Source organism: Nocardia canadensis (assembly GCF_032656385.1).
GTDB lineage: Bacteria > Actinomycetota > Actinomycetes > Mycobacteriales > Mycobacteriaceae > Nocardia > Nocardia canadensis.
Genome location: NZ_JAVCWB010000001.1, coordinates 552,491 through 576,980 on the forward strand (window position 1 = coordinate 552,491; position 24,490 = coordinate 576,980).

A 24,490-nucleotide genomic window follows, 5' to 3' on the forward strand; every position below is an offset into this window, starting at 1 on the left:
GAACGGACAAGATCACCACGCTCCGGTGCAGGTCGGCACTGGGCAGGCCCGCACACCGGAGCGTGGTGATCATTTGTCCAGGTAGGTCAGCGGCGGCCGCGTTCGCGGTACCGGCGGCGCTGCTCCTTGACGATGGTGCGCCACGCCTGGGCACGTTCTGCGGCCAGGCGTTTGTCGGTGCGGGCCGCCATCCACTCGTTCTCCTTGGCGAGTTTGCGGTAACTCGCCAAGCGGCGTTCGGGCAGCGAACCGTCGGCGAGCGCGGCCAGTACCGCGCACCCCGGCTCGGTCTCGTGCACGCAATCGGCGAAACGGCATTCGGCGGCCAAGGATTCGATATCGCTGAACGTCTTGCCGATGCCCTCGGCCGCGTCGTACAAGCCGATCCCACGCAGACCGGGCGTGTCGATGAGAGTGCCGCCGCCGGGCAACGGCCGCAACTCCCGGTGCACCGTGGTGTGGCGCCCCTTGCCATCGACCGCGCGAACGGCGTTGGTGGCGAACACCTCCGCGCCGAGCAGGGCGTTGGCGAGGGTCGACTTGCCCGCGCCGGACGGTCCGATCAGCGCCACCGTGCCCGCGAGCAGCGCGGTGAGCACATCGAGCCCCACCTCGGCGGTGGAGCTCACCGCGAGCACCGTCGCACCAGGGGCGACCGCGCGCACCTCGTCGAGCGGGATATCGACCGCCGCATCGGCTTTGGTGAGCACGACGATCGGCTGGGCATTGCTCTCCCAGGCCAGCGCGAGCATGCGCTCGATCCGGCCCAGGTCGACGTCACCATCGGCGGCCGTGCAGATCAGCACGGTATCGACATTGGCCGCCAGCACCTGGGCGACCGAACGCCCCGACACCGACGATCGCGTGATCGCCGAACGCCGCGGCAACAGCTGCCGCACCGTTGGCTCGGCGTCGAGTCCGACCCAGTCGCCGGTGCACAGACCGGTGATGTCGCGCGGGCAGGCGGCACGCGCGGGCCCGGACGGCGTCACCACATCGCATTCGCTGCGGTCCATCCGGACGATGCGCGCGGGTACGAGTTCGCCGAGCAGCGGCAGGTATTCGGAGGCTACGGCTTCGGTCCAGCCGTAAGGGACGAGACGGTCGTAATCGACCATGGGGGAAAGTCCTTCGTCGGGGCCGAGCCCGACGGCGGGCTCAGCGAGAAGAGTTCGGGGTGGAGTCCACGTCGGCGGTGTGCGCACGCACAGCTCGCCGGGGCACGGCAATCCTCACCACGGACATCCACCTCCTCGTCTCTTCTCGCTGGTCCCCAGACAATGACACATCGCCGCGAACCGCGGCAACCGATTATTTCGGGTCGGGTTTCCCGAACTGCTCGTTGCGTCCGAGCGAGCGCAGCCGGAACCATTCGCGCAGGCCGGCCGGGTCGCGCCGGGTCACCAGGAAGAACCAGGAGAACCGGATCCACTCCTGCGGCAGCAGCTTGCGCATGCCCGGCTGCGACATCAGATAGCCGCGGTTGCGGTAGGTGAAGTAGCGCTTGACCGGGTCGTCCGGGTACTGGGTGTGCATCCGGCCGCCGAGGATCGGCTTGAACTCCTCGGCGCCGTTGGGGTGCAGGTACGCCGTCTGCAGACAGGTGCCGAACGGCAGCCCGGAGCGGACCAGGCGGCGATGCACCTCCACCTCGTCACCGCGCACGAACAGGCGAAGATCCGGCACCCCGATCAGGTCGACGGCCTTGGCCGAGATCAGCGCGCCGTTGAACAGCGAGGCGATGCCGGGCAGGAAGTCCTCGTCACCGAGCTCCGAGCGCAGCCGCCGCCACACCACACCGCGGCGCAGCGGGAAGGCCAGCCGGTCGGGTTCGTCGATATCGCACACCACCGGCGACACCTCGACGAGGTTGTGCCTGCGCGCGCAATCGAGCAGGGTCGCCAGCACTTCGGGACCGTCCGGGCGGCCGTCGTCGTCGGCCAGCCACACCCAGTCCGCGCCCATGGTGAGCGCGTGCAGCATGCCGAGCGCGAAACCGCCCGCGCCGCCGAGGTTGTGCCGCGACCCCAGGTAGGTGGCCTCGATCGGCTGCTGGGCGACCAGCTCGGCCACCTCGTCCTCGTTGGCGTTGTCGACGACGATCAGGTGATCGATCGGGCGCGACTGCGAGGCCAGCACCTTCAGCGATTCGGCGAGCAGCTCCCGGCGCTTGTGCGTGACGACCACGCCGATGATCCGCGCCCGCGGCCCGGTCTCGGTGTGCAGGTCGGCCGGTTCGGCACCGGCGGGCAGTTCGGCGTCGTCGGGCAGCGCGATCGGTTCGGCGGGCGCCTCGGCCGCTTCGAGACGGTCGGTCACGCTGAACCCACCGGGCACGACCGCCCGATCGCCTTCCTCCTCCGGCCGCTGACCGCTCATGCTGTGCCCGTTCGGCATGCTCGGGCGGCCTGCGTGGTCACGCTCCGCTTCCTCCTCCGGCCGCTGACCGCTCATGCCTTGTTCTGCTCCAGTTCCTTCTCGCCCGTCGCGCCGGATGCGCCCTCGGTCTCCAGCTCACGCAGCACCTGTGCCACGTGGTTACCCGCGTCGGGACCCTCGTACGCTCGCACGACTTCCTCGATGCCGCCGTGCAGGCGGATCTGGCCGTGGTCGACCCACATCGCGGTGTCGCACAGCTGGGCCAGGAACTCGTTGGAATGGCTGGCGAAGACGAGAATGCCCGAGCGCGCGACCAGCGACTGCAGCCGCGTGCGCGCCTTCTTCATGAACTCCGCGTCGACCGCGCCGATGCCTTCGTCCAGCAGCAGGATCTCGGGGTCGATGGACGTCACCACACCCATCGCCAGCCGGACCCGCATGCCGGTGGAGTAGGTGCGCAGCGGCATCGACAGGTACTCGCCGAGCTCGGTGAAATCGGCGATCTCGTCGATCTTGGACATCATCTGCTTGCGGGTCTGCCCGAGGAACAGGCCGCGGATGATGATGTTCTCGTAGCCGGAGATCTCCGGATCCATGCCGACGCCGAGGTCGAACACCGGCGCCACCCGGCCGCGGATGCGCGCGCTGCCGCGCGAGGGCTCGTAGATCCCCGACAGCAGCCGCAGCAGCGTCGACTTGCCCGCGCCGTTGTGGCCGACCAGCCCGACCCGGTCGCCTTCCTTGAGCGAGAGGTTGATGTCGCGCAGTGCCTCGACGACCACCACATCGGAACTGTTGCGCCCGATCGCGCCGCCCGCCTTACCGAGGAACGCCTTCTTCAGCGACCGCGACTTGGCGTCGAAGATGGGGAACTCGACCCACGCCTGCTGGGTTTCGATACTCACACGGCTCATCGGGGACTGCTCCTAAACCCAGTACGGGACGCGGGCACGGTACTGCTTGAGCGCCAGGATCGCGACGATCCAGCCGACCACCGTGATCGCGCCGACGATCGCCCAGTGGTGCCATTCCGACGGCTCGCCCAGCAGCGGTGCGCGCACGATCTCCAGGTAGTGGAAGGTGGGCACGATCTCGATCAGCTTGGCCCGGTCGCTCATCCCGCCGACCGAGTTCTCCAGCGCCTTGGTCGACCACATGACCGGGGTCAGCACGAACAGCATCAGCGTCATCGAGCCCAGGATCGGGGCGATGTCGCGGTAGCGGGTGGAGAAGATGCCGAACACGATCGACACCCACATGGCGTTGAGGAACAGCAGCAGGATCGCGGGCACGGCCAGCAGCACCGACCAGTTCAGGTCACGCCAGAGCGAGAACGCGACCAACAGCACCGCGTAGATCGCGGCGTTGTGGATGAAGAACAGGAACTGCCGCCAGACCAGCCGGTACACGTGCACGCTCAGCGCCGACGGCAGCTGTTTGATCAGGCCCTCGTTGGCGATGAAGACATCCGAGCCCTCGAGGATCGAGGCGCTGATGACGTTCCAGACGATCAGGCCGATCGTCACGTACGGCAGATACTGGCTGATCGGCTGATCGAGCAGCGTCGAATACAGCAGACCCATCGCCAGCGCCTGCAGGCCGGTCGCGATGGTGATCCAGAACGGGCCGAGCACCGATCGCCGGTACCGCTGCTTGATGTCCTGCCAGCCCAGCGACAGCCATAGCTCGCGCTGATGGAAGCCGTCTCGCATGTCCTTGAAGGCGCGCTGGAAGGTCTGTGAGTCCGACACCATCGGCTCCGCGACCAGCAGGGGCGAATCCGTGGTGTGCTCGGCTTCGGCGATCTCGGCCAGTTCGGCCTCGGTCACCGGGGAATCGTCGTCGGAATGCACGGGGCTCTCTTCGGTACGCGCGTCACTCTGGTCGGAGACCGAATCGGGACGAGCGGCAGCTGCGGGCACGGTCCCCGACCTTACAGTGTTGTTTCCCGGCTGGCGCCGGGTGTTCTCGGCCTCTCGGCCTCGATTCTTCCCTCCTCCGCTCAGTCGCTGCGCTCCTTCGCTCCGTCAGTCCGGAATCGAGGCGGCCGAGAAGGGGAGTGACTTCAACGGTCTACAGGTACTGCCCGCCGCCCACGTGGCCACCGGCCTTCGGATCACCCGCGTGCATGCCCGGCGGCAAGGCGCCCTGACGCATCTGTTCCAGCTGGGCGCGGGCGGCCATCTGCTGGGCGAACAGCGCGGTCTGGATGCCGTGGAACAGGCCCTCGAGCCAGCCGACCAGCTGGGCCTGGGCGATCCGCAGCTCGGCGTCGGAGGGCACCGACTCGTCGGTGAACGGCAGGGTCAGCCGCTCCAGTTCCTCGCGCAGTTCGGGCGCGAGGCCCTGCTCGAGCTCGCGGACCGAGGACTTGTGGATCTCCTTGAGGCGCGACCGGCTGGCGTCGTCGAGCGGAGCCGCCCGCACCTCCTCGAGCAGCTGTTTGATCATGGTGCCGATGCGCATCACCTTGGCGGGCTGCTCGACCATGTCGGCCAGCGACTCACCCGAATCGGCGTCGTCGGTGGCGCTCTGCTCGTCGTCGGGGACGACCTGCCCGGTGAACGTGGCGCCACCGTTCTGGTCGGCGGGCACGGTGAGCGGACGGCCGTCGGGGCCGATCACGACGATGGATTCCGGTACATCCTCCGAGTGCGTCATATCCCCATCATTGCGTGTGTGGCAGGTTCGCGCTAAAACCCCGACGCGGTTACACCGGACCGCCCGCTGCCCTTAAAGTGGCGGGCATGACTTATGACGTCGCGAGGGTTCGGGGCCTGATACCGTCCCTGGGCGACGGCTGGATCCACTTGGACCCGCAGGCGGGGATGCTCGTTCCGGATTCGGTATCGCGTGCCGTGTCAACGGGTTTCCGCACCTCCTCGTTTTCCCATATCGGCCGCCACGGTGCGGCGACCCGCAGCGGTGCGATCCTCGACGCCGCGCGTGAGGCGGTCGCCGATCTGGTCGGGGGAGATCCGGCCGGCGTCGTGCTCGGACCCGATCGCGCGGTGCTGCTGGCCTGGCTGGCGGAATCGCTGAGTTCCCGGCTCGGTCTCGGCACCGGCATCGTGCTGTCCCGGCTCGACGACGAGGCCAATGTGGCCCCGTGGCTGCGCATCGCCAACCGCTACGGCGCGCACGTGCGCTGGGCCGAGGTCGAGATCGAGACCTGCGAGATGCCGTCGTGGCAGTTCGAGGAGCTGATCGGCCCGACCGCGCGGCTGGTCGCGCTCACCGCCGCGTCCCCGATCGTTGGCTCGGCGCCCGCGGTCCGGGTGGCCGCCGACCGGGTGCACGACGTGGGTGGCCTGCTGGTCGCCGACGCGTTCGGCGCGGCTCCGTACGCCCTGATCGATATCGACGAACTCAATGCCGACGTGGTCGCGCTGAGCGCGCCGTCGTGGGGCGGCCCGCAGGTGGGCGCGCTGGTGTTCCGCGATCCGGCCTTCCTCGATCGCATCCCGTCGATGTCGCTCAACCCCTATGCCAAGGGTGCTGAACGGCTCGAGGTCGGCGGCCACCAGTACGCGCTGCTGGCCGGGCTCACCGAGTCGATCGACTTCCTCGCCGGACTCGACGAGCGGGCGCGCGGCACCCGGCGCGAACGGCTCGAGATGTCGATCACCTCGCTGCAGGACTATCACGACCAGCTCTTCGATCACCTCATGCAGGTGCTCGACAAGGTGGACAACCTCACCGTGATCGGCCGTGCCTCCACCCGCATCCCCACCGTCAGTTTCACCATGGCGGGGATGCAGGCGGAGAAGGTGGCGGCCAAGCTGGCCGACAACCGGATCGGCACGGTCAGCGGCGTGCACGGCGGCAGCCGGTTGCTCGACGCGCTGGGGGTCAACGACGAGGGCGGCGCCGTCACCATCGGCTTGGCGCCCTACACGACCCGCTACGAGATCGACCAGCTCGGCCGCGCGCTCAGCGCGCTCGAATAGTCCTCAGTCGCGCACGCGCAGCACGATCTTGCCGAAGGTCTCCGGCGAATCGAGCAGCTCGTGCGCGCGGCCCGCCTCGGTGATCGGCAGCTCGGCGGAGATCACCGGCACCACCTCGCCCGCGGCGATCAGCGGCCACAGCCGCTCGCGCACCGCCGCGACGACCTCGGCCTTGCTGCCCGCGCCGACGCGTGGCCGGTTGCGCACGTTCGTCGCGTGCACCGTGCCCCACTTGCCCAGCAGCGTGGCCAGATTCAGCTTCCCGGCCACGCCGCCCTGCATCCCGATGACCACCAGCTGACCGTGCGCCGCCAGCGCCTCCACATTGCGTTCCAGGTACAGCGCGCCCATGTTGTCGAGGATGATGTCGGCGCCGGAACCACCGGCCTGCGACGGCTCGGCCGCGACCACCGCGACGAAGTCCTGCGTCTTGTAATCGATCAGCAGCTCGGCCCCCAGCTCGGCGCACTTGGCCAGCTTCTCGGCCGAGCCCGCCGTCACCGCCACCCGCGCCCCGAGGCTGCGGGCCACCTGGATCGCGTGCGTCCCGATCCCGCCGCCGCCACCGTGGATCAGCACCAGCTGCCCGGACCGCAGCCCGGCCGTCATCACCAGGTTCGACCACACCGTCGTCGCCACCTCGGGCAACCCCGCCGCCGCCACCGGATCGAGCCCGTCCGGAATCGGCAACAGCTGGGTGGCAGGCACCGCGACCAGTTCGGCATAGCCGCCACCGGACAGCAGCGCGCACACCCGATCCCCGATCCGCCACTCCCGCACGCCCTCCCCGAGCGCGACGATCGTCCCCGAACACTCCAGCCCCGGCACCGAACTCGCGTCGGCGGGCGGCGGATAGAACCCCCGCCGCTGCAACACATCGGCCCGATTCACCCCGGCCGCGATGACCTCGATCAACACCTCGCCGGGCCCCGGCTCCGGATCGACCGTGACGGTCCACTCCAGCACCTCCGGCCCGCCGAACCCGTTCAACTCGATTGCCTGCATGGGGTGGTTCCACCTCTCCGCGACCTCGGCCGGACACCGGACGCGCGCCGCGCGTCCGCTACGATCTCACTCTAGGGAGACGTGGCAGAGCGGCCGAATGCACTCGCCTTGAAAGCGAGCGTCGCGAGAGCGACCGGGGGTTCAAATCCCTCCGTCTCCGCCAATCCGGTTGGTGGGCACCGCCTGTTCTTCTCGCTGACGCCGCCGATCCGGTCGCACAGGACGTGGAACCGCATCGGCCCATCCCTACTGTCGGGCGCACGGTCGACAACAGCACAGTCCTGGTGATCGGGGCGATCGGTCACGTCACGGTCGGCCGATGCTCTCGGCGGCGACCGCGGAGTTCGTCGTCGCCAGGATCGCCGAACGCGCGCGCGGGACCGTGCTGCTGTCCACGGCCGCGATCCGCGACGACGTGGACGAGCAGCTCATCCGATCGGCGCCGCGCACGCGATCGTCGAACGGCCGATCCTCGAATCGGGTCGTCGACGACCCGGGCCGAATTCAGCCGGCCTCGTCCCAGGCCTGGATGGACGTCTGGTCGACGATGCGGCCGTCGCGGATGTCGGCCATCGAGTGGACCAGGACCCGGGTTCCGTCGGGGTAGCGGCAGGATTCGACGAAGGCGACGTGGTCGCCGTCCATCAGAACGCTTTCCAGTTTGTGGGTCATCTCCCGCGAGCACACGTCGGCGAACATCTCGCTGATCGCCGAACGTCCGTGCAGCACACGGGGATGGCTGGGCTGGTCGTTGTGGTCGACCATCCGGATCTCGGCGTCGTCGCCGTACAGTGCCAGCAATGTGGTCGCGTCGCGGCCTTCGATGCCACGGCGCAGTGCTTCGGCATCGAATCCCGAACTGGATGCGGTGCTCATCTCGGTCTCCCTCGCTCGTCGCCCAACGAGCCGGACCAGGGCGATTCGGCCCGTAATCCAGCACATTACGCCCGCGGACCGGCCTGCGGAACGCCCCGAGATCAGCCGACCGGAGCGGCCCGTTTGGCGATGGCCGTGATCGGCACCGGCTCGACGCGTTCGATCCCGTCGAGCGCGCCGAGCCGCTCGGTGAGGTAGTCGAACAGGGTGTCGGCGTCGCGGCACACCACGATCGCGATCAGGTTCGCGGTCCCGGTGGTCCCGCCCACGAACGCGGCCTCCGGATGTGCCGACAGGGCCCGCGCGACGGCCACGAGCCGGGCGGGCGCGACCGTCAGCCACAGTGCCGTCTGCACCGGGAAACCGAGCACCGCCGCATCGATCTCCACATCGAAGCGCAGCACGCGCTGCCTGCGCAGCTCGTCCACCCGGCGCCGGACCGCGGACTCCGACCAGTCGACCGCGCGCGCCAGCCGCGCGTAGTCGGCGCGGCCGTCGACGGCGAGGGCGGGCAGCAAGCGCCGATCGAGTTCGGTCATCGTGATCGTGTCCGGCCGCTCGGCCAGCGCCGGTGCTAGCGCGCTGACCTGCTCGGATGTCAGCGTCGACGTCCGGCCCTGCCAGCGCCGATCGGTCAGATGCCGCAGCAGCCGCTGCACCTGGACCGACTCGACTTGCGGATGCCTGGCCAGCGCGTCCAGCGGCACCGTGGCGTCGGCGCCGACATGGAAGAAGCTGCTGATCTCGGCACCGCCGGCGAGCACGCTCACCCACGAGGTGTCCGGCCTGCGGGCGAGTGCTCGCGCCAGCGCGTCCGCGCCGCCGGGCCGCACCCGGATCCGGACCAGCCACTCGGCGTGGCCGACCAGGCCGGTGGCGGCGATGCCGGTGACCCGCGCCAGCCCGTGGGCGCGCAGCCGCGCGAACCGCCGCGCCACCGTCCGGTCGGCGACATCGAGCACCTCGCCGATCCGGCGGAACGAAGCCCGGCCGTCGACCTGCAAGGCGTGCAGCAGCCCCAGATCGACCGCGTCGAGCCTGACCGAATCCACCAGATCAGCGTAGGTCGTGTCGGATTCCGGCGCAGCGGGCGCGGATCGGCGACATCGCCCCCGGCCGGACCCACGATCGACGCATGACAGCAGACATCGACGGCATCCACCACGTCGGCATCCTCACCCGCGATCTCGACGGCCTCGAGCGCCGCTACCGTTCCCTCGGCTTCACCCTCACCCCGCGCTCGCGCCACCTGCTCGCCGCCGGGCCGGGGGAGCCGCCGGTCGCCGGCTGCACCGCGAACCTGTGCGCGGTCTTCGAGGACTCCTATCTCGAGCTGCTCGGCATCGTCGACGAATCCGCGCCCGACCCGTGGCACACCAGGGCGATGGCCGACGAGTACGAGGGGCTGCGCCTGCTCAACCTGGAGACCTCGGACGCCGAGAAGGCCGACCGTCGCCTGACCGAGGCCGGGTTACGCACGTCCGGGGTCCTCGACCTCGAACGCCCGGTCGACACCGTGGACGGCCCACGCACCCTGCGGGCCCGCGCCGTCCACGTCGACCCGCGCGCGACCCCCGAGACCTACCTCGGCGTCGCCCAGCACCTGACCCGCGACTACGTCCACCAACCGCGCTATCTGCGGCACCCGAACGGCGCCCGCGGCCTCGGCTCGGCGCTGTATGTCGTCGACGACGCCGCCTTCGCCACCGTCGTCGACCGCTATCGGCGCGTCCTGGACCGCGTGCCCGACCAGGAGGGCCCGCTGACCATGTTCGCCGTCGGGCCCGCGCGGCTCGAATTCGTCCGGGCGAGCGACGCGGACGAACTCCTGCCCGGCGAACCGGCGCCCGCCGCCTCCTACCCGGCCGCCCTGACCATCCGCGTCGACGACGTCGTCGCGGCCCGCGACCTCGTCGACGACGCGGGCACCCCGACCACCCCGACCGCCGACGGCTTCGTCGTCTCCGCCACGGACGCCTACGGCGCCTGCACCTTCTTCACCGCCTGAGGAGCCACCCTCTGCTGTTGAGCTCGTCTTCCACACGGACCAGCGGGGCGGGCGACGAAGTCGTGGCCGAGTCGGTGCGGAACAGCCCGGTGAACGACTCGCGGCCGCCCACCGGAGCGGGCGGCCGCGAGCTGGTTGGCACCCAGGTCAGCGCGCGGTGCGCGGCGGATCGTCGTCGAAGCCCTCGGTGTCCACGCGTTCCTTGCGAACGGTGCCGGACACGGTCTGCTCGTCCTCGACCTCGTCGACCGCCAGCCGGACTCGTTCCACCGGGACGGCCTCGGTCTCCACCCGCACCCGGTCGGCGTGCAGGGTCACCTCACGCTCGTCGTCACCGATCTCGACCCCGCGCTCGCCCCGATCGGTGATCGGTTCGCGCTCGACGCGGACTTCCTCGTGACTCGTCGGGACGCGCACGTTCTGTTCCTCGGTGACCACGTACTTGCGCAGCCGGGCGGTGCCGACGGTCTCGCGCTCGGTATCCACCCGGAGCTGTTCCTCCGAGCGGATCATCGACTCACCGCCGATCCCGGGGTTGCCGTGGGTCAGCGGCTCCTCGTCGCCCGCACGAATCTGCTGGCGGCCGTAGGTATCCCAGGCCGCCGCCCGCGGGTCGACGTGGTAGTGCCGGAACAGTTCCTGCTCGGACTCGGCGCTGATCCGGCCGTCGTCGTCGAGGTGCGGCGCGGATCTCACCGCTTCCTTGTCGACGTGCAGGCGCAGGGTGTCCTCGTCTGCCCGGTGCTCGGCACCGGCCAGCGGGACCAGCGAGTCGCCGTGGAACAGACCGGTGGACACGGCGGCCCAGGTCGGCGCCCCGGTGGTGTTCTCGAGGTAGATCTGCTTGACCTTGCCGATCTTCTCGCCCCGCTCGTCGTACGCGGTGGCGCCGATCAACGAATCCAATGTCGCTCTGCTCATGATGATCCTCCTACCTGACGCGGAGGTCGCCCGATTCCGGCCGCATCGGGTCGGCGGGCGGCTCCGCTGGGTTGTCGTGATCGCTCTTTCGCAGCATCCGGCGTAGCCAGATCAGCTACTTCGAAGCAAATACCCGAGTCGATCTTCGGCAAACAACCCCCGGTCGAGGCGGCATCGGCGATCGGCGCACAAGCGTCGCTAGCGTTCGCCCGGCCGCTCCCGCTTGACGAAGTTGGGACGGATGTCCATGTCGGGTTCGTCGTAATAGCGATGGAAGGTGGGGGTCAGGCCCGAGGAGATCGGCGGGTTGATCCAGCTCCAGTCGGTGGGGCAGCGTCGGCCCGCCGCCTCCTCGCGCTGGACGTGATCACAGAACTGTTTGGCGACGGTGTGGTGGTCGACCAGGTGCACGCCCGAGGTCCGGAAGCTGTGCAGTACCGCGTGATTCAGCTCGATCAGCGCCTTGTCGCGCCACAGCGTGCGCACCGAGGAGGTGTCGAGCTCCATCATGTCGGCGATCAGCGGCAACATGTTGTAGCGATCGGTGTCGCTGAGGTTGCGCGCGCCGATCTCGGTGCCGACGTACCAGCCGTTGAACGGGGCGAACGGGTAGGTGATGCCGCCTACCTCGAGGTCCATGTTCGACACCGCCGGTAGCGCATGCCATTTCAGCCCGAGGGTGGCGAACCACGGGTAGTCGGGGTGAACCAGATCGACCTCGCGGACCAGCTCGCGCGGCACATCGAAGTACTGCAGGTCCTCGTCGGGCGTGCTGATGAGCACGGGCAGCACGTCGAACGGGGTGCGCGCGCCGCGCCAGCCCAGCGCCATCGCCTGCTCGGTGGCGGCGATGTTGGCCGGATCGCCGGTGACGGTGCCGTCGCCGTTGGGATAGCCCGCGTAACGGATCAGCTGCGAGCTCACGATGCGGTACTCCCCACCGCCGGGCTCGAGCTGCGGGCCGACTGTGATCATCGACTGGATCGCACCGCCGTTGGTGGCCAGGCGCAGATGCTGCCAGCAAGCCTCGGAAAGCTCTCGCGCGGAAGTAACTCGGCGCGCGTCCAGCAGTTTGAGCGACCGCCAATGCTTGCGCCCGACACAGCGCGCGTGATTGCGCCACGCCAGTTTGGCGCCGATCAGGATCTCCTCGGCGGTCTGCCGATAGGTGCCGGTTTCGCGCAGTTCGGCGAGCGCGCCGAGCCGGCGCTGGGTGGGTAGATGACCAAGTTCGGGATTGCGGAAGAACTCGTCGCATTCGCGTAGCCGACGCTCGAGGTCGGTGGCAGGCGGTGCGGCGACGACGGTGTCACCGGCCGAAGTGACTGGGGTGGAGCCTTTTTCGCAGACAGCAGGGCGAGAACGTTGGTTCACGGTACATCTCCGGTCGGGCAGCAGGGTGCAGGGCCGTGCGGGCGTACCCGGGATGCGGGGTATTCGCCCGCCGAGAACACGCTGCTCGACCGGTGGCGCGCGCCGACCAGGTAATCGGTCGAGCGTCGCCGCATGCATAGTCGTCCTGTTCGAACACCGAGATTCGCTGCGAGCCAGCCTACGACCGGTGTGCTGGCGGTGTGCTCGAAATCGCGGTAATCCCACCACGACTGGCGTCAAGGCATGCTGACGGTGTGCTGACCTAACGGAATCGGGCGGCGGTCTCCGGTGCGGTGGCGAACGCGAGGAATTGCTCGTTCTCGTGCGGGTCGCCGATCGTGACCCGCACGCCGTCCCCGGCGAACGGCCGCACCAGCACGCCGACGGCCGCGCTGGCCTCGGCGAAAGCGGTGGTGCGCTCGCCCAGCGGCAGCCACACGAAGTTGGCCTCGCTCGACGGCACCTGGTAGCCGGCCGCCAGCAGCGCGTCGCGCACCTGGTGGCGCTGGGCGACCAGCACGTCGGTCCGGTCGAGCAACTCGCCACGGGCTTCCAGCGAGGCGATCGCGGCCGCCTGCGCCACCCGGTTCACGCTGAACGGGATGTGCACCTTCAGCAGGGCGGTGATCACCTCGGGATCACCGACGGCGTAGCCGACCCGCAGGCCCGCCAGGCCGTAGGCCTTCGAGAAGGTGCGCAGCACCACGACATTCGGTCGGGTGCGGCCGATCTCGACGCCGTCGGGACGGGTCTCGGGGGTCAGCCGGAGGTACTCGTAGTAGGCCTCGTCCAGCACGACGAGCACGTGCGCGGGCACCCGGTCCAGGAACCGCTCCAGCTCGGCGCGTCCGTGCGCGGTGCCGGTGGGGTTGTTCGGGTTGCAGACGAAGATCAGCTTGGTGCGCTCGGTGACCGCGTCGGCCATCGCGTCCAGGTCGTGCAGGTGGCCCTCGGCCAGCGGCACCGGCACCGCGGTGGCGTTGCCCACCTGGGTGACGATCGGGTACGCCTCGAACGAGCGCCAGGCGAAGACCACCTCGTCGGTCGGCGCGTCACAGGTGATCTGCACGAGCTCCTGGCACAGCGCGACGCTGCCGCAGCCGACCGCCACATTCGCGACCGTGACGCCGAGGAAGTCCGCCAGGGCGGCTCGCAGCTCGGTGACCTGGTTGTCCGGGTACCGGTTGGCCTGCTCGGCCGATTCCGCGATCGCCTTCGCCGCGCTCGGCAACGGCCCGAAGGTCGTCTCGTTCGACGCGAGCTTCACCGCATCGGGGTGGTTACGGCCGGGAACGTAGGCCGGGATGGTGGCGAGGTCGGGCCGGATGTGCGCTGTCACGCCTCCACCCTACGGTGACGCGTCATATCGGTGCGCGCCGCCGCCGATCAGCTCTACCCAACCGCTGTTTCGCCGCCTACGCTGGGTTTATGTCGGGGACCTACGACGATGTCGCCCCACTCAGGTCGGTGGAGCTCACCGCCGTGGCGGGTGGCGCCGAAACGGCAGCCGTCGCCACGCGGACGGCTGTGCCCATCACCGTGGTCGAGCCCGAGCGAGTCGCCCGCGGCGGCATCGTGGTCCTGCACGAATCCCGGGAGTTCTCGCCCCAGCTGCTGGACCTGATGCGGTCGCTGGCCTTCGATGGCTGGATCGTCGTCGCGCCGCACCTTTTCGACCGGATCGCCGACGACCAGGTCACCGAGGTCTTCGGCGACGAGCTCTTCGACGACTTCGACGCCGGCTTCGACTGGCTCACTCGCCGCGGCGTCTTCCCCGACACCATCGGCGTGCTGGGCTTCGACACCGCGGGCACCGCCGCCTTCCTCGTCGCCACCAACCGTCCGATCGGCGCCGCGGTGAGCGTGGGTGCCCCCGGCATCACCGAGCCGCTCCCGGATCAGGACACCGCCCTGGTCGACATCGCCGCCGCGTTGCAGGCGCCGTGGCTCGGCCTGTTCGGCGCCGACGATCCGGCCACCCCGCCCGACGCCGTCGAGCGGCTCCGCGACGAGGCCGCCCGAGCGAATGTGGCCAGTCTCACCATCACCTATCCCGGCCTCAGTCACCGCGCCGACCGCCCCGATCCGGACGACGACGCGGCCAACGCCATTCGGATCGATTCCCAGACCCGGATCTACGACTGGTTCGACAGCAACTTACGGTAGTTGACCAGGCGTTTTGGACTACATGAACTGCTCGTGTAATCTTCATTCCCGGCGGTTCGACAAGGACCGGTGCCCTCGAAAGAGAAGGCTCCAGGAGGCGTGCCAGAGCGGCCGAATGGGACTCACTGCTAATGAGTTGTCCCTTCACGGGGACCGGAGGTTCAAATCCTCTCGCCTCCGCCACACCCGGTTCGCCGGGTACAACTGAAGACCATGCGCCCGTAGCTCAACGGATAGAGCACTTGACTACGGATCAAGAGGTTAGGGGTTCGAATCCCTTCGGGCGCACCAAGAAAAGGCTCTCAGCATTCGCTGGGGGCCTTTTCTCATGCTCGGCCGGGTCGGCTACTTCCACGCGGGCAGCGGGGGCAGCGGGCCGGTGAGGTCGTGGCCGGGGGAGCGGCCGAGGAGCCAGGCGAGCAGGGCCGAGGATGGGCCGAGGACGGTGTGGTGCGGGCGGCCGGGGCCGACGGTGGCGATGAAGTCGGTGTCGGTGGCCTGGATGTCGAAGGTGGGGGTTGCCTCCGGGCGCAGGTTGGCGGAGACGTCGGCGATGGCTTCCGGGAGCAGGCGGGCCACGAAGGACGCGGGCCAGTCGGCGGGGGTGTAGTCGACGCCGAGGTCGACGTGATGGATCTCGGTCTCGCGCAGGCGCATCCACGGAATCTGGGCGGCGGTGAGCGAGCCGCCCTGCCGGTTGCGCACGACCGCCTGCCAGTCCGCGGCGGGCATCGTGGTGGCCACCGCTTGCCAGCGGTGCGCCGAGGCGGTGAAGTCGGCGTGCTGGACGGCCAGGTGGCGCGGTGCGCCCGCCTCGATGTCGGCGTCGCGGAGCGCGGCGCTGGCGTACTGGGGGATCTCGATGCCGGTGCGTGCCCACAGCAGCAGGTTCAGCAGGCTGTCGGCATTGCGCGCCATGTGCGCGACGACGTGCCCGCGCGTCCAGCCCGGCAGCCGGGACGGTTCGCTCAGCTGGGTATCGGTGAGCGCGCCGATCGCCGCGTCGAAGCGGGCGGTGGAGGCGGCGACCTGGGTGAGCAGGTCGGTGGGAGTAGCCGTTTCGCTGGTCACCCGGTCGAGCGTAGTTGCCCTGGTCCGTGCGCACCGCCGTTCACCGCGGTGTCGGCGCCCCCTGTGGATAACCGTGAACCTGTGGACAACTGGGGAGTTTTCGGGCTCGACGGCGACGGCGGAGCAGCGGCGCGTGTGACGATTCAGCCGGCAACGATCGCGTCGGCCTCGATCTCTACCAGGAGCTCGGGAGCGATCAAGCCGGTCACCTGGTACATCGAGGCGGCGGGGCGGATGGTGTCGAAGACGGCCGAGTGCGCGGCGGCGACTTCGGACCAGCGGGAGATGTCGGTGACGAAGATGCGGGTGCGCACCACATCCCGCAAACTCGCGCCCGCCTGTTCCAGCGCGGTGGCGATACGGGCGAGGACCTCGGTGGTCTGCGCGCCGATGTCGTCGCCGCCGACGGCGCCACCACCGGGGACGGCGGCGGTCGTTCCGCTCACCACCACATGGTCACCGACACGCACGGCCCGCGAGTACCCCACGACATCTTCGAAATCGGAGGCGGAAGCGATGTTCACCCGAGTTGTGGTCATGGCAGCCAGAATGATCCACCGCAGGGTGGATCACAATTCATTTGTCGGTCGGCTGCCGGTCGGCTCGACGCGGTACGCATGGCAGATGAACGCGCGTCCAGTTTTCCGCCTCCTCCCGCTCACCGCCGCGCTGTGCGCCGCCGCCGTCGCCACGGGCTGCTCGACGCCCGGCGCCGACGCCGACTTCTCCGTGGACCGGGACCAGACGCTGGTCATCTCGCTCGACGAGTTGGTCGCCAAGTCGGGCAAGAGCGCGGTCCTCGGCGTCGACCTGGAGCCCGAGCACGGCAGCCTGACCCGCCGCACCGACGGGTCCTACGTCTACACCCCGGTCGCCGGCTACCGCGGACTCGACCAGTTCAAGGTCACCACCAGCGACGCGGTGCGGCTGTACACCACCGACATCCCGGTGCTCGGCGAGTTCGGCGGCACCACGGTGCAGGGCAGCGGATTCGGTTCGGCGTGGACTCCGGTGCCGGGCAGCGCCGACGAGTTCTACGGCCTGACCGACCGCGGTCCCAATGTGGACGGCCCGGCCAAGAACGAAAAGCTCTCGCCCACCCCGGCATTCGTGCCCAAGATCGGCCGGTTCAAGCTGGTCGACAACCGGGCGGTGCTCCAGTCGAGCATCGAGCTGCGCAGCAAGTCGGGCGCGCCGTTCAACGGTCAGGTCGACACCTCGGCCACAACCGGCGAGACCATCAAGGATCTCCAGGGCACCGTCCTGCCTCCCACCGATCACGGCCTCGACCCCGAGGGCCTGGTCGCACTGGCCGACGGCACCTTCTGGGTGTCCGACGAGTACGGCCCGTTCCTGGTGCATTTCGATGCCGAGGGCACCGAGATCGAGCGGCTCGCGCCCGGGAGCGGGCTTCCCGAGGAGATCGCCTTGCGCACGCCCAACCAGGGCATGGAGGGCCTGACCATCACGCCCGACGGCAGCACCCTCGTCGGCGTCGTGCAGAGCGCGCTCAACACCCCGGGTCTGAGCGGTTCGGCCAAGGAGGTGCCGTTTGCGCGGATCGTCACCGTCGACCTGAAGACCAAGGCGCAGAAGGAATTCCTGTACCCGCTGGAGAACCCGAAGCAGAACAAGGTCGCGGTCTCGGAGATCACCGCGCTGAGCGCGACCACCTTCCTCGTCGACGAGCGTGACGGCAACCTCGCGCCCCAGTCGAACAAGAAGATCTGGACCATCGATATCGCCGGTGCCACCGATGTCGGCCCGCAGTCGAGCGTGCCCGGCGCGACCTACGACGCGGCCAAGGGCGGCCTGCTGGTCGACGGCAAGCCGTTGGAGACGCTCGTCGGCGTCGTACCGACCACGGACGCGGTGGCCGCGCTGACCAAGGCGGGCATCACCCCGGTCGCCAAGCAGCGCAACCTGGACCTGTCGGCGCTGGTCGCCGGACTCGACGAGCGGGGCCGGTTCTTCGGCCACGACAAGATCGAGGGCATCGCCACCACCGACGGCGGCAAGACGATCTACATCGCCAACGACAGCGATTTCGGGTTGGCCGCGAGCCAGGGCGAGCAGCCGCCGTTCGGGCTGAAGCCCAAGACGTTGCCCAACGGGCTGCAGGACACCGGCGAGGTGCTCGCGGTCGACACCACCAAGCTGCCCGCCGACGTGGGCGGCTACACGGTGCGGATCTCGGTCAACTAGTCCACTCGCGCCCCTCCACGAGCACGGCGGCGGCCAGCGCTAGCAGCCACAGCGACATCGATCCGACCTGGATGCGCTGGGCGATGCCGAGAGCGTAGGAGCCGGACAGGTTGTCGGCGATCAACATCCAGACGGTCGCCGCCGACCCCACGACGAGCACGACCACACCGAACTCGCGCAGGATCCGCCAGCGGTGATAGCGGTAGGCGGCGGCGCTGAAGGCGAACGCCGCCACCGCGATCGAGGTGACCGCCAGGGAACTGGTCAGCGCGTGCGGCTGGTGCAGCTGTGGGAACAGCTCGCTGTTGCCGCCGCACGTGCTGACCGACGGGTCGCAATCGCGCAGCGGGAGCATGGCGTCGGCGATGGTCGACGCGCCGAAGCACAGCAGGGCCACCCACCCGACGGTGGTGAGCGTGCGTCGGCGAAAGACCAGCAGGCCGCCGATCGCGGCCGGGATCAGCAGCAGGCCGACCAGCTTGTCCGCGGTGGCGAACACCTCCCGGTAGGGCTTGCCCTCCGCGTCGAGTTCGCTGAGGAAGGAGTTGACCGAATCGGCCTCGATCGGCAGGACGAACTCCAGCACCCAGGACGAATAGCAGAGGCCGGCGACCGCGATCGCGAGGGCGATCAGCAGGGGGTAGCCGCGGGGTATCCGGGTGGATTCGGGCACATCGACCATTGTGCTGCCCCCGGCGGAGCGTCCGGTTCATCCACCCGATCGGGCGCGTCGCCCGCCGCGCACGTGGTTTCATCACAGCGCGCACAGGTTGTTGTCAGGTTCACCGGGCAGGGTGGGTGGCGTAACCAACCAGGAGGATTTCGATGAGCTACGTGATAGCGCTGGCAGGTTTTGCCATGGTCCTGGCGATGGCTGTCTCCGGTTTCGCCGCCGCCAACGCGCCGCGATCGCTGGTCCGGGTGCGCGTGCACAGCGACCCGCGCCGCCGCTGACCCGGTCGCGTCTACCGCTGCGAGCGAGGTGATCGCTCGCGTATCAGGGCAAAGATCTGCTGGGCGGCGAGATGCGGATCCTCGTGTTCCCACACCCGCACGACCTGCCAGCCCGCTGCCCGCAGCGCGGCGTCGGTGGCCCGGTCACGCGCCACATTGCCCGCCAATTTGTCGGCCCACCACTGGGCGTTGTTCTTCGGATCGGTCGCGTGCACCGGACATCGATGCCAGAAGCAGCCGTCCACGTAGACGGCGACTCGCAGGCGCGGGAACACCACATCGGCGCGCCGGCGCTGGCCTTTGATGGGCGCGCGGTCGACGAAATAGCGCAGGCCCGCGCGATGCAGTTCACGACGGAGGGCCAGTTCCGGTGCGGTATTCGCACGTCGCTGGCGAGACATGCGGGCGCTGGTCGCCGCGTCGGTGACCGGTTTCGCGGCAGGCGGCGGCGCGGCGGGCACGTCCCCACGTCGCGCGTGCCGCCCGGTCATGCCGCCCAGCCGCCCATGCGGTCGAGGTGATCGCGCACATCGTCGAGGAAACCCGGCGGGAAGCGCAGATTGCCCATCTCGGTACGGCGCAGGAAACCGGCCGTGGCGCGTGGCGACAACAGCCGGGGTTCGGCGAGGAAATTCTTCAGGTCCTCGTACGGTTCGTGCACCGGCCACGTCGACAGCGGAACCCGGTGCACGACGCCGGCGCGGCCCCACGCCGCGGTCGGCCACGGTGAGCCCGGCCGCAGCGGTTCCCCCACGGTCAGCGGCTCCGACGGCGCGGCCAACCGCTCACCGACCCAGTTGGCCATCCGCACGCTGACCGCGTTGCCCACCAGCTTCCAGCGATGCCCCTGCCGCACCCCGGGCACGTCGAGCGCGGGCGCGGTCCAGTCGGCGTCGAAACCCTGCAACCGCTCGCCGTCGACGATGCCCGGCGTGACGATCTCGCCTGCGGGCAGCCGCACCGCGGGCGGACTCGCGATCCCCAGACCCGACCCGCCCTTGAGCGTCGGCACGGCGTTCACCGCCCAGCCGAGGCCGCGCACGCCCTCGGTCCAGTAGAAGCCGCACGGATCGCGCTCGGGGTCGCCGTACTCGCGCGGGCCCGCGTCGTCGCCGAACAGCACCTCGCGCGGGTCCTCGGTGCGCGAAGCCAGCATCAGCACCCGCTGGCGCCGCTGCGGCAGCCCGAAGGCACGGCCGTCGACGACGCGATAGGCCCACGCGTAGCCGAGTTCCTCCAGTGCGCCTGTGATGTGCCGCATCGCCGCGCCCCGGCCGAGTTGCAGCATGAACGGGACGTTCTCGATCAGCAGCCAGCGCGGTCCGCGTTGCCGCCGGACCAGCCGGAACACCTCGTCGACCAGCCCGGATCGGCGACCGGTGATGCCCGCGGTGCGACCGGCCTGGGACAGGTCCTGACACGGGAAGCCCGCGGCGACCAGTTCGGTTCGGGCGGGCAGGGAGCGCAGCCGGGTGATGTCGCCGTGCAGGGGAGTGTCGGGGAAGCGAGCCGCGAGCACGCCCTGCGCGCCGGGATCGATCTCACAGAGCAACTCGGTCGACCAGCCGTTGCTGCCGAGGCCGAGTTCGAGCCCGCCGATCCCGGCGAACAGCCCGACCATCCGCGTCAACGACCCTCCTGTGTCTGGCGGGCTCGCCGTCCAACGACCCGTCACTCGCGCCTGCGGCGCATTGTATCGGGCGGCCGAACCCCGAGCTCCAGCGGAAAATCAGTGGCTCGCGACGGTGCTGCGGTGCCACTCTGGAGAGGCCGACTTGTCGGACCCCGGTGCGAACATCACCAGGCGTCCGTTCCGGAAACCAACCATCCAACCGGACACCAAGGGGGAGAGTCTTGTCTGTCACTGTGGAGCTGGCGGCCACCGATGCGGAGGCCGACAGATCGGGGCGGCCGTCGCCGCGGCCGAGCGGTAGATCGCGGTCGCTGCGCCGATTTCTGCCGTACCTGCGGCCCTACCGGATGCCGCTGATCGGGGCCAATGTGCTCGCGATCGTCACCGCCAGTACCGCCATCGTCATCCCGCTGGTGATCGCCAGGGTCATCGACGGGCCGATCGCGCGGCGGGACTTCGTCGGGCTGCTGCTGCCGGTCGCGCTGATCTTCGTTCTCGGCGGGCTCGAATCCTTCGGCATGTGGGGGCGGCGCTGGCTGGTGTCCAAGCCGTCCACCCTGTTCGAGATCCGGATGCGGGCAAAGCTTTTCGCCCAGCTTCAGGCGCTGTCGATCGGACGCCACGACGGCTGGCAATCGGGTCAGCTGCTGTCGCGCGCCATCGACGATCTCTCGGTGCTGCGGCGGTTCGTCGCGTTCGCCGGACCGTTCCTGATCGTCAACAGCATCGTGCTGCCGATCGGCCTGATCGCGCTGTTCGCGATGAACTGGCAAGTGGGACTGATCTTCACGGTGATCTCGCTGCCGCTGACCCTGTTCTGCGTGCGCTTCGTGCGCCGGTTCGAGGTGGCCTCGCGGCGCTCGCAGGACCAGTCCGGTGACCTGGCGACCATCGCCCAGGAATCCGCGCAGGGCGTGCGCGTGCTCAAGGCCCTCGGCCGCGGCCGGTTCTTCGGCGCGCGCTTCACCGCGCTCTCACGCGAACTGCAGAAGACCGAGCTGGAGAAGGTGCGCCTGGACGCGACCCTGTGGGCCGCGCTGGTGACGTTCCCGACGATCGCGATCGCGGTGTCGCTCGGCGTCGGCGGGTACTCGGTGGTGCACGGAACGATGACGATCGGCACGCTGGTCGCGAGCGTCACGCTGGCGACCTTCCTGCAGTGGCCGATCATCTGGCTGGGCTTTCTGCTCTCGGAACTGTTCGAGGCGCGCACCGCCGCCGACCGGTTCTGGGAGATCATCGACACCCCGCTCGACATCACCGACCCGGCGCAGCCGGCGAGCCTGCCCACCGGTCTGCGCGGTGAGCTGGTCATCGACCATGTGCGCTTCGCCTATCCGACCGGGGAGGACCGCTCGGACAAGGCCGTGCTGGAAGACATCTCGCTGCGGGTCCGGCCGGGGGAGACGGTCGCGCTCGTCGGCGCGACGGGCAGCGGCAAGACCGCGCTGCTGGAACTGATTCCCCGGCTCTACGACGTCGACGGCGGCAGCATCACCATCGACGGCGTCGACATCGCGACCCTGCGCCTGGCCGACCTGCGCCGAGTGGTGACGGTGGCCTTCGAGGAGCCGGTGCTGTTTTCGGCCAGCGTGCGCGAGAACGTAGCACTGGGCGACCCGCGCGCCACCGACGCCGATGTACGTCAGGCGCTCGACATCGCCCAGGCGAGCGAGTTCGTCGACGCGCTGCCGTGGGGCCTGGACACCAGGATCGGTGAGCAGGGCATGAGCCTGTCCGGCGGCCAGCGCCAGCGGCTCGCTCTGGCCAGGGCCGTGCTCATCGGCGAGGCGTCGGCCGAGCACGGCCGGATCATGGTGCTCGACGATCCGCTCTCGGCGCTGGACGTGGAAACCGAAGAGCGCGTGCAGGATCGGCTGCGCACGGTGCTCGCCGGCGCTACCACGCTGCTGGTCGCGCACCGCCCGTCGACGGCGGCGCTGGCCGATCGGGTCGCCCTGCTGGCCGACGGCCGGATCGTCGCCGAGGGCAGCCACGAGAAGCTGCTGCGCACCAACAGCCGCTACCGCGAACTGATGGGAGGTGAATCATGACCACCGACACCGATATCCAGACGCCGACCGAGCAGACCGACCTGGCGGCGGACTGGCGCGGCATCGCCAAGGAGGACGACGCCGTCACCGGCACCGGAAACCTGGTGCTGGCCGGGCGATCCCGGCGCCTGCTGCTCGATCTGGTGCGCCCCTACCGCAAGCAGGCGGTGCTCACCTTCGTGCTGATCCTGCTCGACAACGCGGCCAAGGTGTCGATGCCGCTGTTCATCGCCTACGGCCTCGATCACGGCATCAGCCAGGGCAGACAGGGCAATTGGACGCCGATGCTCGCCACGGTGGCCGGGTTCGTGTCGGTCACCGTGCTGGCGGGGTTGACCACGTACTTCTTCCTGCGGGCCTCCGGTTCGCTGAGTCAGCGGGTGCTGTTCGATCTGCGGGTGCGCGCGTTCCGGCACACCCAGCGGCTGAGCGTGTCGTTCCACGAGAAGTACACCTCGGGCAAGGTCGTCACCCGGCTCACCAGCGATATCGAGACCCTGCAGGAACTGCTGGAAGGCGCGCTGAATCAGGCGTTCAGCGCGGTCCTTTCGGTGGTCACCATCGCGGTGCTGCTGGTCTGGCTGGATCCGATGCTGGCCTCGATCGTGCTGCTCGGATTCGTGCCGCTGGTGCTGGTGACCCGGTGGGCGCAGCGGCGTCAGCGGGCCGGTTACCGGCGCACGCGCGGCGCGATCGCCCGCGTCGTCGTGCAGTTCGTCGAGTCGATGAGCGGCATGCGCGCGGTGCAGGCGTTCCGCCGGGAAGACCGCAACCAGGAGGTTCTGGGCAGCGAGGACGACGAGTACCAGCGGGCGACCACCACCGCGATCCGCGGGATGGGCGACTACGTCGGCCTGTCGAATTTCATCGGCAAGGTGACCACGGTGATCGTGCTGCTGGTCGGCGCCTGGCAGGTGATGGAGGGCAATCTCGCGATCGGCGTGCTCGCCGCGTACCTGCTCTACCTCGACCAGTTCTACGGTCCGCTCGACGAACTCGCCCAGGTGTTCAACTCCTACCAGTCCGCCGCGGCGGCGCTGGAGAAGATCTCGGGCGTGCTCGAGGAGGAGCCCGCGGTCGCCGAACCCGCGGATCCGATCGCGCTGGACCGGGCGACCGGTGCGGTACGGATGGACCGGGTCTGGTTCGGGTACACGGCCGAGTCGCCGGTGCTGCCGGAATTCGACCTGGCCATCCCGGCCGGGCAGGTGGTGGCGCTGGTCGGTGCCACCGGCGCGGGCAAGTCGACGCTGGCCAAGCTGCTCACCCGGTTCTACGACCCGAGCGGCGGCGCGATCACCCTGGACGGCGTCGATCTGCGCAAGCTGGCCGACGCCGAACTGCGCAGGCACTTCGTCATGGTCACCCAGGAGGCGTACCTGTTCTCCGGAACCATCGCCGACAACATCCGCCTCGGCAGGCCGGACGCGACCGATGCCGAGGTCACGGCGGCCGCGCGGGCGGTCGGCCTGGACGCGTTCGTGCGATCCCTGCCCGAGGGGTACGCGACCGATGTGCGCACCAGGGGCGGCAGGCTCTCGGCCGGGCAGCGTCAGCTGGTCGCGTTCGCGCGGGTGTTCCTGGCCGACCCCGCGGTGATCGTGCTGGACGAGGCGACCTCGAGCCTCGACATCCCCGGCGAGCGGCTGGTCCAGCACGCGCTGGAGACGCTGTTGCGCGAGCGTACGGCGGTGATCATCGCGCACCGGCTGTCCACGGTCGCCATTGCCGACCGGGTGCTGGTGCTCGACGCGGGCCGGATCGTGGAGGACGGCTCTCCCGCCGAGCTCATCGCCGGGCGGGGCCGCTTCGCCGGACTGCACGCCGCCTGGCGGGATTCGCTGGTCTGATGCCACCGTGTTGTACAGCAGCGGGGCTGGTGTCGCTTACCGTA

General features: G+C 69.5%; 23 protein-coding genes and 3 tRNA genes. 10 read left to right on the forward strand and 16 right to left on the reverse strand.

The features are described from left to right. Positions 1-86: 86 nt before the first annotated feature. The 5 genes from rsgA to Q7X29_RS02480 form a co-directional block, all read right to left on the reverse strand. Positions 87-1,118, reverse strand: a complete 1,032-nt coding sequence (gene rsgA, locus Q7X29_RS02460) for a ribosome small subunit-dependent GTPase A (protein WP_316573166.1) — start codon at positions 1,116-1,118, stop codon at positions 87-89. A 193-nt stretch (positions 1,119-1,311) separates the two neighbouring features. Then, a complete protein-coding gene (glfT1, locus tag Q7X29_RS02465) occupies positions 1,312-2,379 on the reverse strand; it encodes a galactofuranosyltransferase GlfT1 (RefSeq protein WP_316573245.1) in 1,068 nt (355 codons plus the stop codon). A gap of 71 nt (positions 2,380-2,450) precedes the next feature. Further along, entirely contained in the window at positions 2,451-3,293 is an 843-nt protein-coding gene (gene wzt / locus Q7X29_RS02470) for a galactan export ABC transporter ATP-binding subunit Wzt/RfbE (RefSeq protein WP_218721262.1), read from the reverse strand. A 12-nt stretch (positions 3,294-3,305) separates the two neighbouring features. Further along, the gene (wzm, locus tag Q7X29_RS02475) at positions 3,306-4,133 is read right to left on the reverse strand and encodes a galactan export ABC transporter permease subunit Wzm/RfbD (protein WP_218721343.1); all 828 of its coding nucleotides are present in this window, start codon (positions 4,131-4,133) and stop codon (positions 3,306-3,308) included. Between the two features lie 319 nt (positions 4,134-4,452). Next, on the reverse strand, positions 4,453-5,040 hold the full coding sequence (locus Q7X29_RS02480) for a bacterial proteasome activator family protein (RefSeq protein WP_218721263.1): 588 nt from the start codon (positions 5,038-5,040) through the stop codon (positions 4,453-4,455). A gap of 86 nt (positions 5,041-5,126) precedes the next feature. Between Q7X29_RS02480 and Q7X29_RS02485 the strand changes: the two genes are divergently transcribed. Continuing rightward, on the forward strand, positions 5,127-6,329 hold the full coding sequence (locus tag Q7X29_RS02485) for a cysteine desulfurase-like protein (protein WP_218721264.1): 1,203 nt from the start codon (positions 5,127-5,129) through the stop codon (positions 6,327-6,329). Positions 6,330-6,332: 3 nt separating this feature from the next. Here the strand turns inward: Q7X29_RS02485 and Q7X29_RS02490 are convergent, their stop codons facing one another. Continuing rightward, positions 6,333-7,334 carry an NAD(P)H-quinone oxidoreductase gene (locus tag Q7X29_RS02490; RefSeq protein ID WP_218721265.1) on the reverse strand — a complete coding sequence of 334 codons (1,002 nt, stop codon included), beginning with the start codon at positions 7,332-7,334 and terminating at the stop codon, positions 6,333-6,335. A gap of 75 nt (positions 7,335-7,409) precedes the next feature. Between Q7X29_RS02490 and Q7X29_RS02495 the strand changes: the two genes are divergently transcribed. Beyond that, positions 7,410-7,497, forward strand: a tRNA-Ser gene (locus Q7X29_RS02495). A gap of 341 nt (positions 7,498-7,838) precedes the next feature. On the opposite strand, the gene Q7X29_RS02500 is transcribed toward Q7X29_RS02495, so the two are convergent. Together Q7X29_RS02500 and Q7X29_RS02505 are read right to left on the reverse strand one after the other, a co-directional pair. After that, a complete protein-coding gene (locus Q7X29_RS02500; RefSeq protein ID WP_218721266.1) occupies positions 7,839-8,210 on the reverse strand; it encodes a nuclear transport factor 2 family protein in 372 nt (123 codons plus the stop codon). A 101-nt stretch (positions 8,211-8,311) separates the two neighbouring features. After that, positions 8,312-9,262, reverse strand: a complete 951-nt coding sequence (locus tag Q7X29_RS02505; RefSeq protein WP_316573167.1) for an Lrp/AsnC family transcriptional regulator — start codon at positions 9,260-9,262, stop codon at positions 8,312-8,314. Positions 9,263-9,345: 83 nt separating this feature from the next. Between Q7X29_RS02505 and Q7X29_RS02510 the strand changes: the two genes are divergently transcribed. Beyond that, on the forward strand, positions 9,346-10,218 hold the full coding sequence (locus Q7X29_RS02510; protein WP_316573168.1) for a VOC family protein: 873 nt from the start codon (positions 9,346-9,348) through the stop codon (positions 10,216-10,218). A gap of 147 nt (positions 10,219-10,365) precedes the next feature. Here the strand turns inward: Q7X29_RS02510 and Q7X29_RS02515 are convergent, their stop codons facing one another. From Q7X29_RS02515 to hisC, 3 genes are all read right to left on the reverse strand, one after another. Beyond that, positions 10,366-11,139 carry a PRC and DUF2382 domain-containing protein gene (locus Q7X29_RS02515; protein WP_316573169.1) on the reverse strand — a complete coding sequence of 258 codons (774 nt, stop codon included), beginning with the start codon at positions 11,137-11,139 and terminating at the stop codon, positions 10,366-10,368. Between the two features lie 198 nt (positions 11,140-11,337). Further along, complete coding sequence (locus tag Q7X29_RS02520) at positions 11,338-12,513, reverse strand: nitric oxide synthase oxygenase (RefSeq protein WP_316573170.1); 1,176 nt, start codon at positions 12,511-12,513, stop codon at positions 11,338-11,340. 262 nt (positions 12,514-12,775) lie between these two features. After that, on the reverse strand, positions 12,776-13,852 hold the full coding sequence (gene hisC, locus Q7X29_RS02525) for a histidinol-phosphate transaminase (protein WP_316573171.1): 1,077 nt from the start codon (positions 13,850-13,852) through the stop codon (positions 12,776-12,778). 89 nt (positions 13,853-13,941) lie between these two features. On the opposite strand from hisC, the gene Q7X29_RS02530 reads away from it, so the two are divergent. From Q7X29_RS02530 to Q7X29_RS02540, 3 genes are all read left to right on the forward strand, one after another. Beyond that, a complete protein-coding gene (locus Q7X29_RS02530) occupies positions 13,942-14,679 on the forward strand; it encodes a dienelactone hydrolase family protein (RefSeq protein WP_218721273.1) in 738 nt (245 codons plus the stop codon). Between the two features lie 93 nt (positions 14,680-14,772). Next, positions 14,773-14,862: transfer RNA gene (locus Q7X29_RS02535), tRNA-Ser, on the forward strand. 32 nt (positions 14,863-14,894) lie between these two features. Then, a tRNA-Arg gene (locus Q7X29_RS02540) sits at positions 14,895-14,970 on the forward strand. 54 nt (positions 14,971-15,024) lie between these two features. Here the strand turns inward: Q7X29_RS02540 and Q7X29_RS02545 are convergent. Further along, the gene (locus tag Q7X29_RS02545) at positions 15,025-15,750 is read right to left on the reverse strand and encodes a maleylpyruvate isomerase family mycothiol-dependent enzyme (protein ID WP_218721279.1); all 726 of its coding nucleotides are present in this window, start codon (positions 15,748-15,750) and stop codon (positions 15,025-15,027) included. A gap of 143 nt (positions 15,751-15,893) precedes the next feature. After that, on the reverse strand, positions 15,894-16,289 hold the full coding sequence (locus Q7X29_RS02550; RefSeq protein ID WP_218721280.1) for a RidA family protein: 396 nt from the start codon (positions 16,287-16,289) through the stop codon (positions 15,894-15,896). Positions 16,290-16,374: 85 nt separating this feature from the next. On the opposite strand from Q7X29_RS02550, the gene Q7X29_RS02555 reads away from it, so the two are divergent. Further along, a complete protein-coding gene (locus Q7X29_RS02555) occupies positions 16,375-17,955 on the forward strand; it encodes an esterase-like activity of phytase family protein (protein WP_218721281.1) in 1,581 nt (526 codons plus the stop codon). On the opposite strand, the gene Q7X29_RS02560 is transcribed toward Q7X29_RS02555, so the two are convergent. Next, a complete protein-coding gene (locus tag Q7X29_RS02560; protein WP_218721282.1) occupies positions 17,948-18,637 on the reverse strand; it encodes a DUF998 domain-containing protein in 690 nt (229 codons plus the stop codon). The two genes, Q7X29_RS02555 and Q7X29_RS02560, sit on opposite strands and share 8 nt — an antisense overlap. Before the next feature lie 143 nt (positions 18,638-18,780). Between Q7X29_RS02560 and Q7X29_RS02565 the strand changes: the two genes are divergently transcribed. After that, entirely contained in the window at positions 18,781-18,909 is a 129-nt protein-coding gene (locus tag Q7X29_RS02565; RefSeq protein ID WP_255588566.1) for a hypothetical protein, read from the forward strand. 11 nt (positions 18,910-18,920) lie between these two features. Here the strand turns inward: Q7X29_RS02565 and Q7X29_RS02570 are convergent, their stop codons facing one another. Together Q7X29_RS02570 and Q7X29_RS02575 are read right to left on the reverse strand one after the other, a co-directional pair. Next, complete coding sequence (locus Q7X29_RS02570) at positions 18,921-19,400, reverse strand: very short patch repair endonuclease (protein ID WP_218721283.1); 480 nt, start codon at positions 19,398-19,400, stop codon at positions 18,921-18,923. Beyond that, entirely contained in the window at positions 19,397-20,530 is a 1,134-nt protein-coding gene (locus tag Q7X29_RS02575) for a DNA cytosine methyltransferase (protein ID WP_316573246.1), read from the reverse strand. The genes Q7X29_RS02570 and Q7X29_RS02575 overlap by 4 nt, the downstream gene beginning before the upstream one ends. Before the next feature lie 233 nt (positions 20,531-20,763). On the opposite strand from Q7X29_RS02575, the gene Q7X29_RS02580 reads away from it, so the two are divergent. Both Q7X29_RS02580 and Q7X29_RS02585 read left to right on the forward strand, forming a co-directional pair. Further along, entirely contained in the window at positions 20,764-22,596 is a 1,833-nt protein-coding gene (locus tag Q7X29_RS02580) for an ABC transporter ATP-binding protein (protein ID WP_449411933.1), read from the forward strand. Next, positions 22,593-24,446, forward strand: coding sequence for an ABC transporter ATP-binding protein (locus tag Q7X29_RS02585; RefSeq protein ID WP_316573172.1), 1,854 nt, complete (start codon positions 22,593-22,595; stop codon positions 24,444-24,446). Before Q7X29_RS02580 ends, Q7X29_RS02585 begins: the two co-directional genes overlap by 4 nt. The last annotated feature ends 44 nt before the right edge of the window (positions 24,447-24,490 follow it).

Coding starts and splice junctions, on each gene's coding strand:
- Q7X29_RS02530 (WP_218721273.1), top strand. CDS start 13,942: ATGTCGGGGACCTACGACGATGTCGCCCCACTCAGGTCGGTGGAGCTC.
- glfT1 (WP_316573245.1), bottom strand. CDS start 2,379: ATGAGCGGTCAGCGGCCGGAGGAGGAAGGCGATCGGGCGGTCGTGCCC.
- Q7X29_RS02570 (WP_218721283.1), bottom strand. CDS start 19,400: ATGACCGGGCGGCACGCGCGACGTGGGGACGTGCCCGCCGCGCCGCCG.
- Q7X29_RS02550 (WP_218721280.1), bottom strand. CDS start 16,289: ATGACCACAACTCGGGTGAACATCGCTTCCGCCTCCGATTTCGAAGAT.
- Q7X29_RS02585 (WP_316573172.1), top strand. CDS start 22,593: ATGACCACCGACACCGATATCCAGACGCCGACCGAGCAGACCGACCTG.
- Q7X29_RS02510 (WP_316573168.1), top strand. CDS start 9,346: ATGACAGCAGACATCGACGGCATCCACCACGTCGGCATCCTCACCCGC.
- Q7X29_RS02575 (WP_316573246.1), bottom strand. CDS start 20,530: ATGGTCGGGCTGTTCGCCGGGATCGGCGGGCTCGAACTCGGCCTCGGC.
- Q7X29_RS02490 (WP_218721265.1), bottom strand. CDS start 7,334: ATGCAGGCAATCGAGTTGAACGGGTTCGGCGGGCCGGAGGTGCTGGAG.
- wzt (WP_218721262.1), bottom strand. CDS start 3,293: ATGAGCCGTGTGAGTATCGAAACCCAGCAGGCGTGGGTCGAGTTCCCC.
- Q7X29_RS02515 (WP_316573169.1), bottom strand. CDS start 11,139: ATGAGCAGAGCGACATTGGATTCGTTGATCGGCGCCACCGCGTACGAC.
- wzm (WP_218721343.1), bottom strand. CDS start 4,133: ATGGTGTCGGACTCACAGACCTTCCAGCGCGCCTTCAAGGACATGCGA.
- Q7X29_RS02485 (WP_218721264.1), top strand. CDS start 5,127: ATGACTTATGACGTCGCGAGGGTTCGGGGCCTGATACCGTCCCTGGGC.
- Q7X29_RS02500 (WP_218721266.1), bottom strand. CDS start 8,210: ATGAGCACCGCATCCAGTTCGGGATTCGATGCCGAAGCACTGCGCCGT.
- Q7X29_RS02560 (WP_218721282.1), bottom strand. CDS start 18,637: ATGGTCGATGTGCCCGAATCCACCCGGATACCCCGCGGCTACCCCCTG.
- rsgA (WP_316573166.1), bottom strand. CDS start 1,118: ATGGTCGATTACGACCGTCTCGTCCCTTACGGCTGGACCGAAGCCGTA.
- Q7X29_RS02480 (WP_218721263.1), bottom strand. CDS start 5,040: ATGACGCACTCGGAGGATGTACCGGAATCCATCGTCGTGATCGGCCCC.
- Q7X29_RS02555 (WP_218721281.1), top strand. CDS start 16,375: ATGAACGCGCGTCCAGTTTTCCGCCTCCTCCCGCTCACCGCCGCGCTG.
- Q7X29_RS02565 (WP_255588566.1), top strand. CDS start 18,781: ATGAGCTACGTGATAGCGCTGGCAGGTTTTGCCATGGTCCTGGCGATG.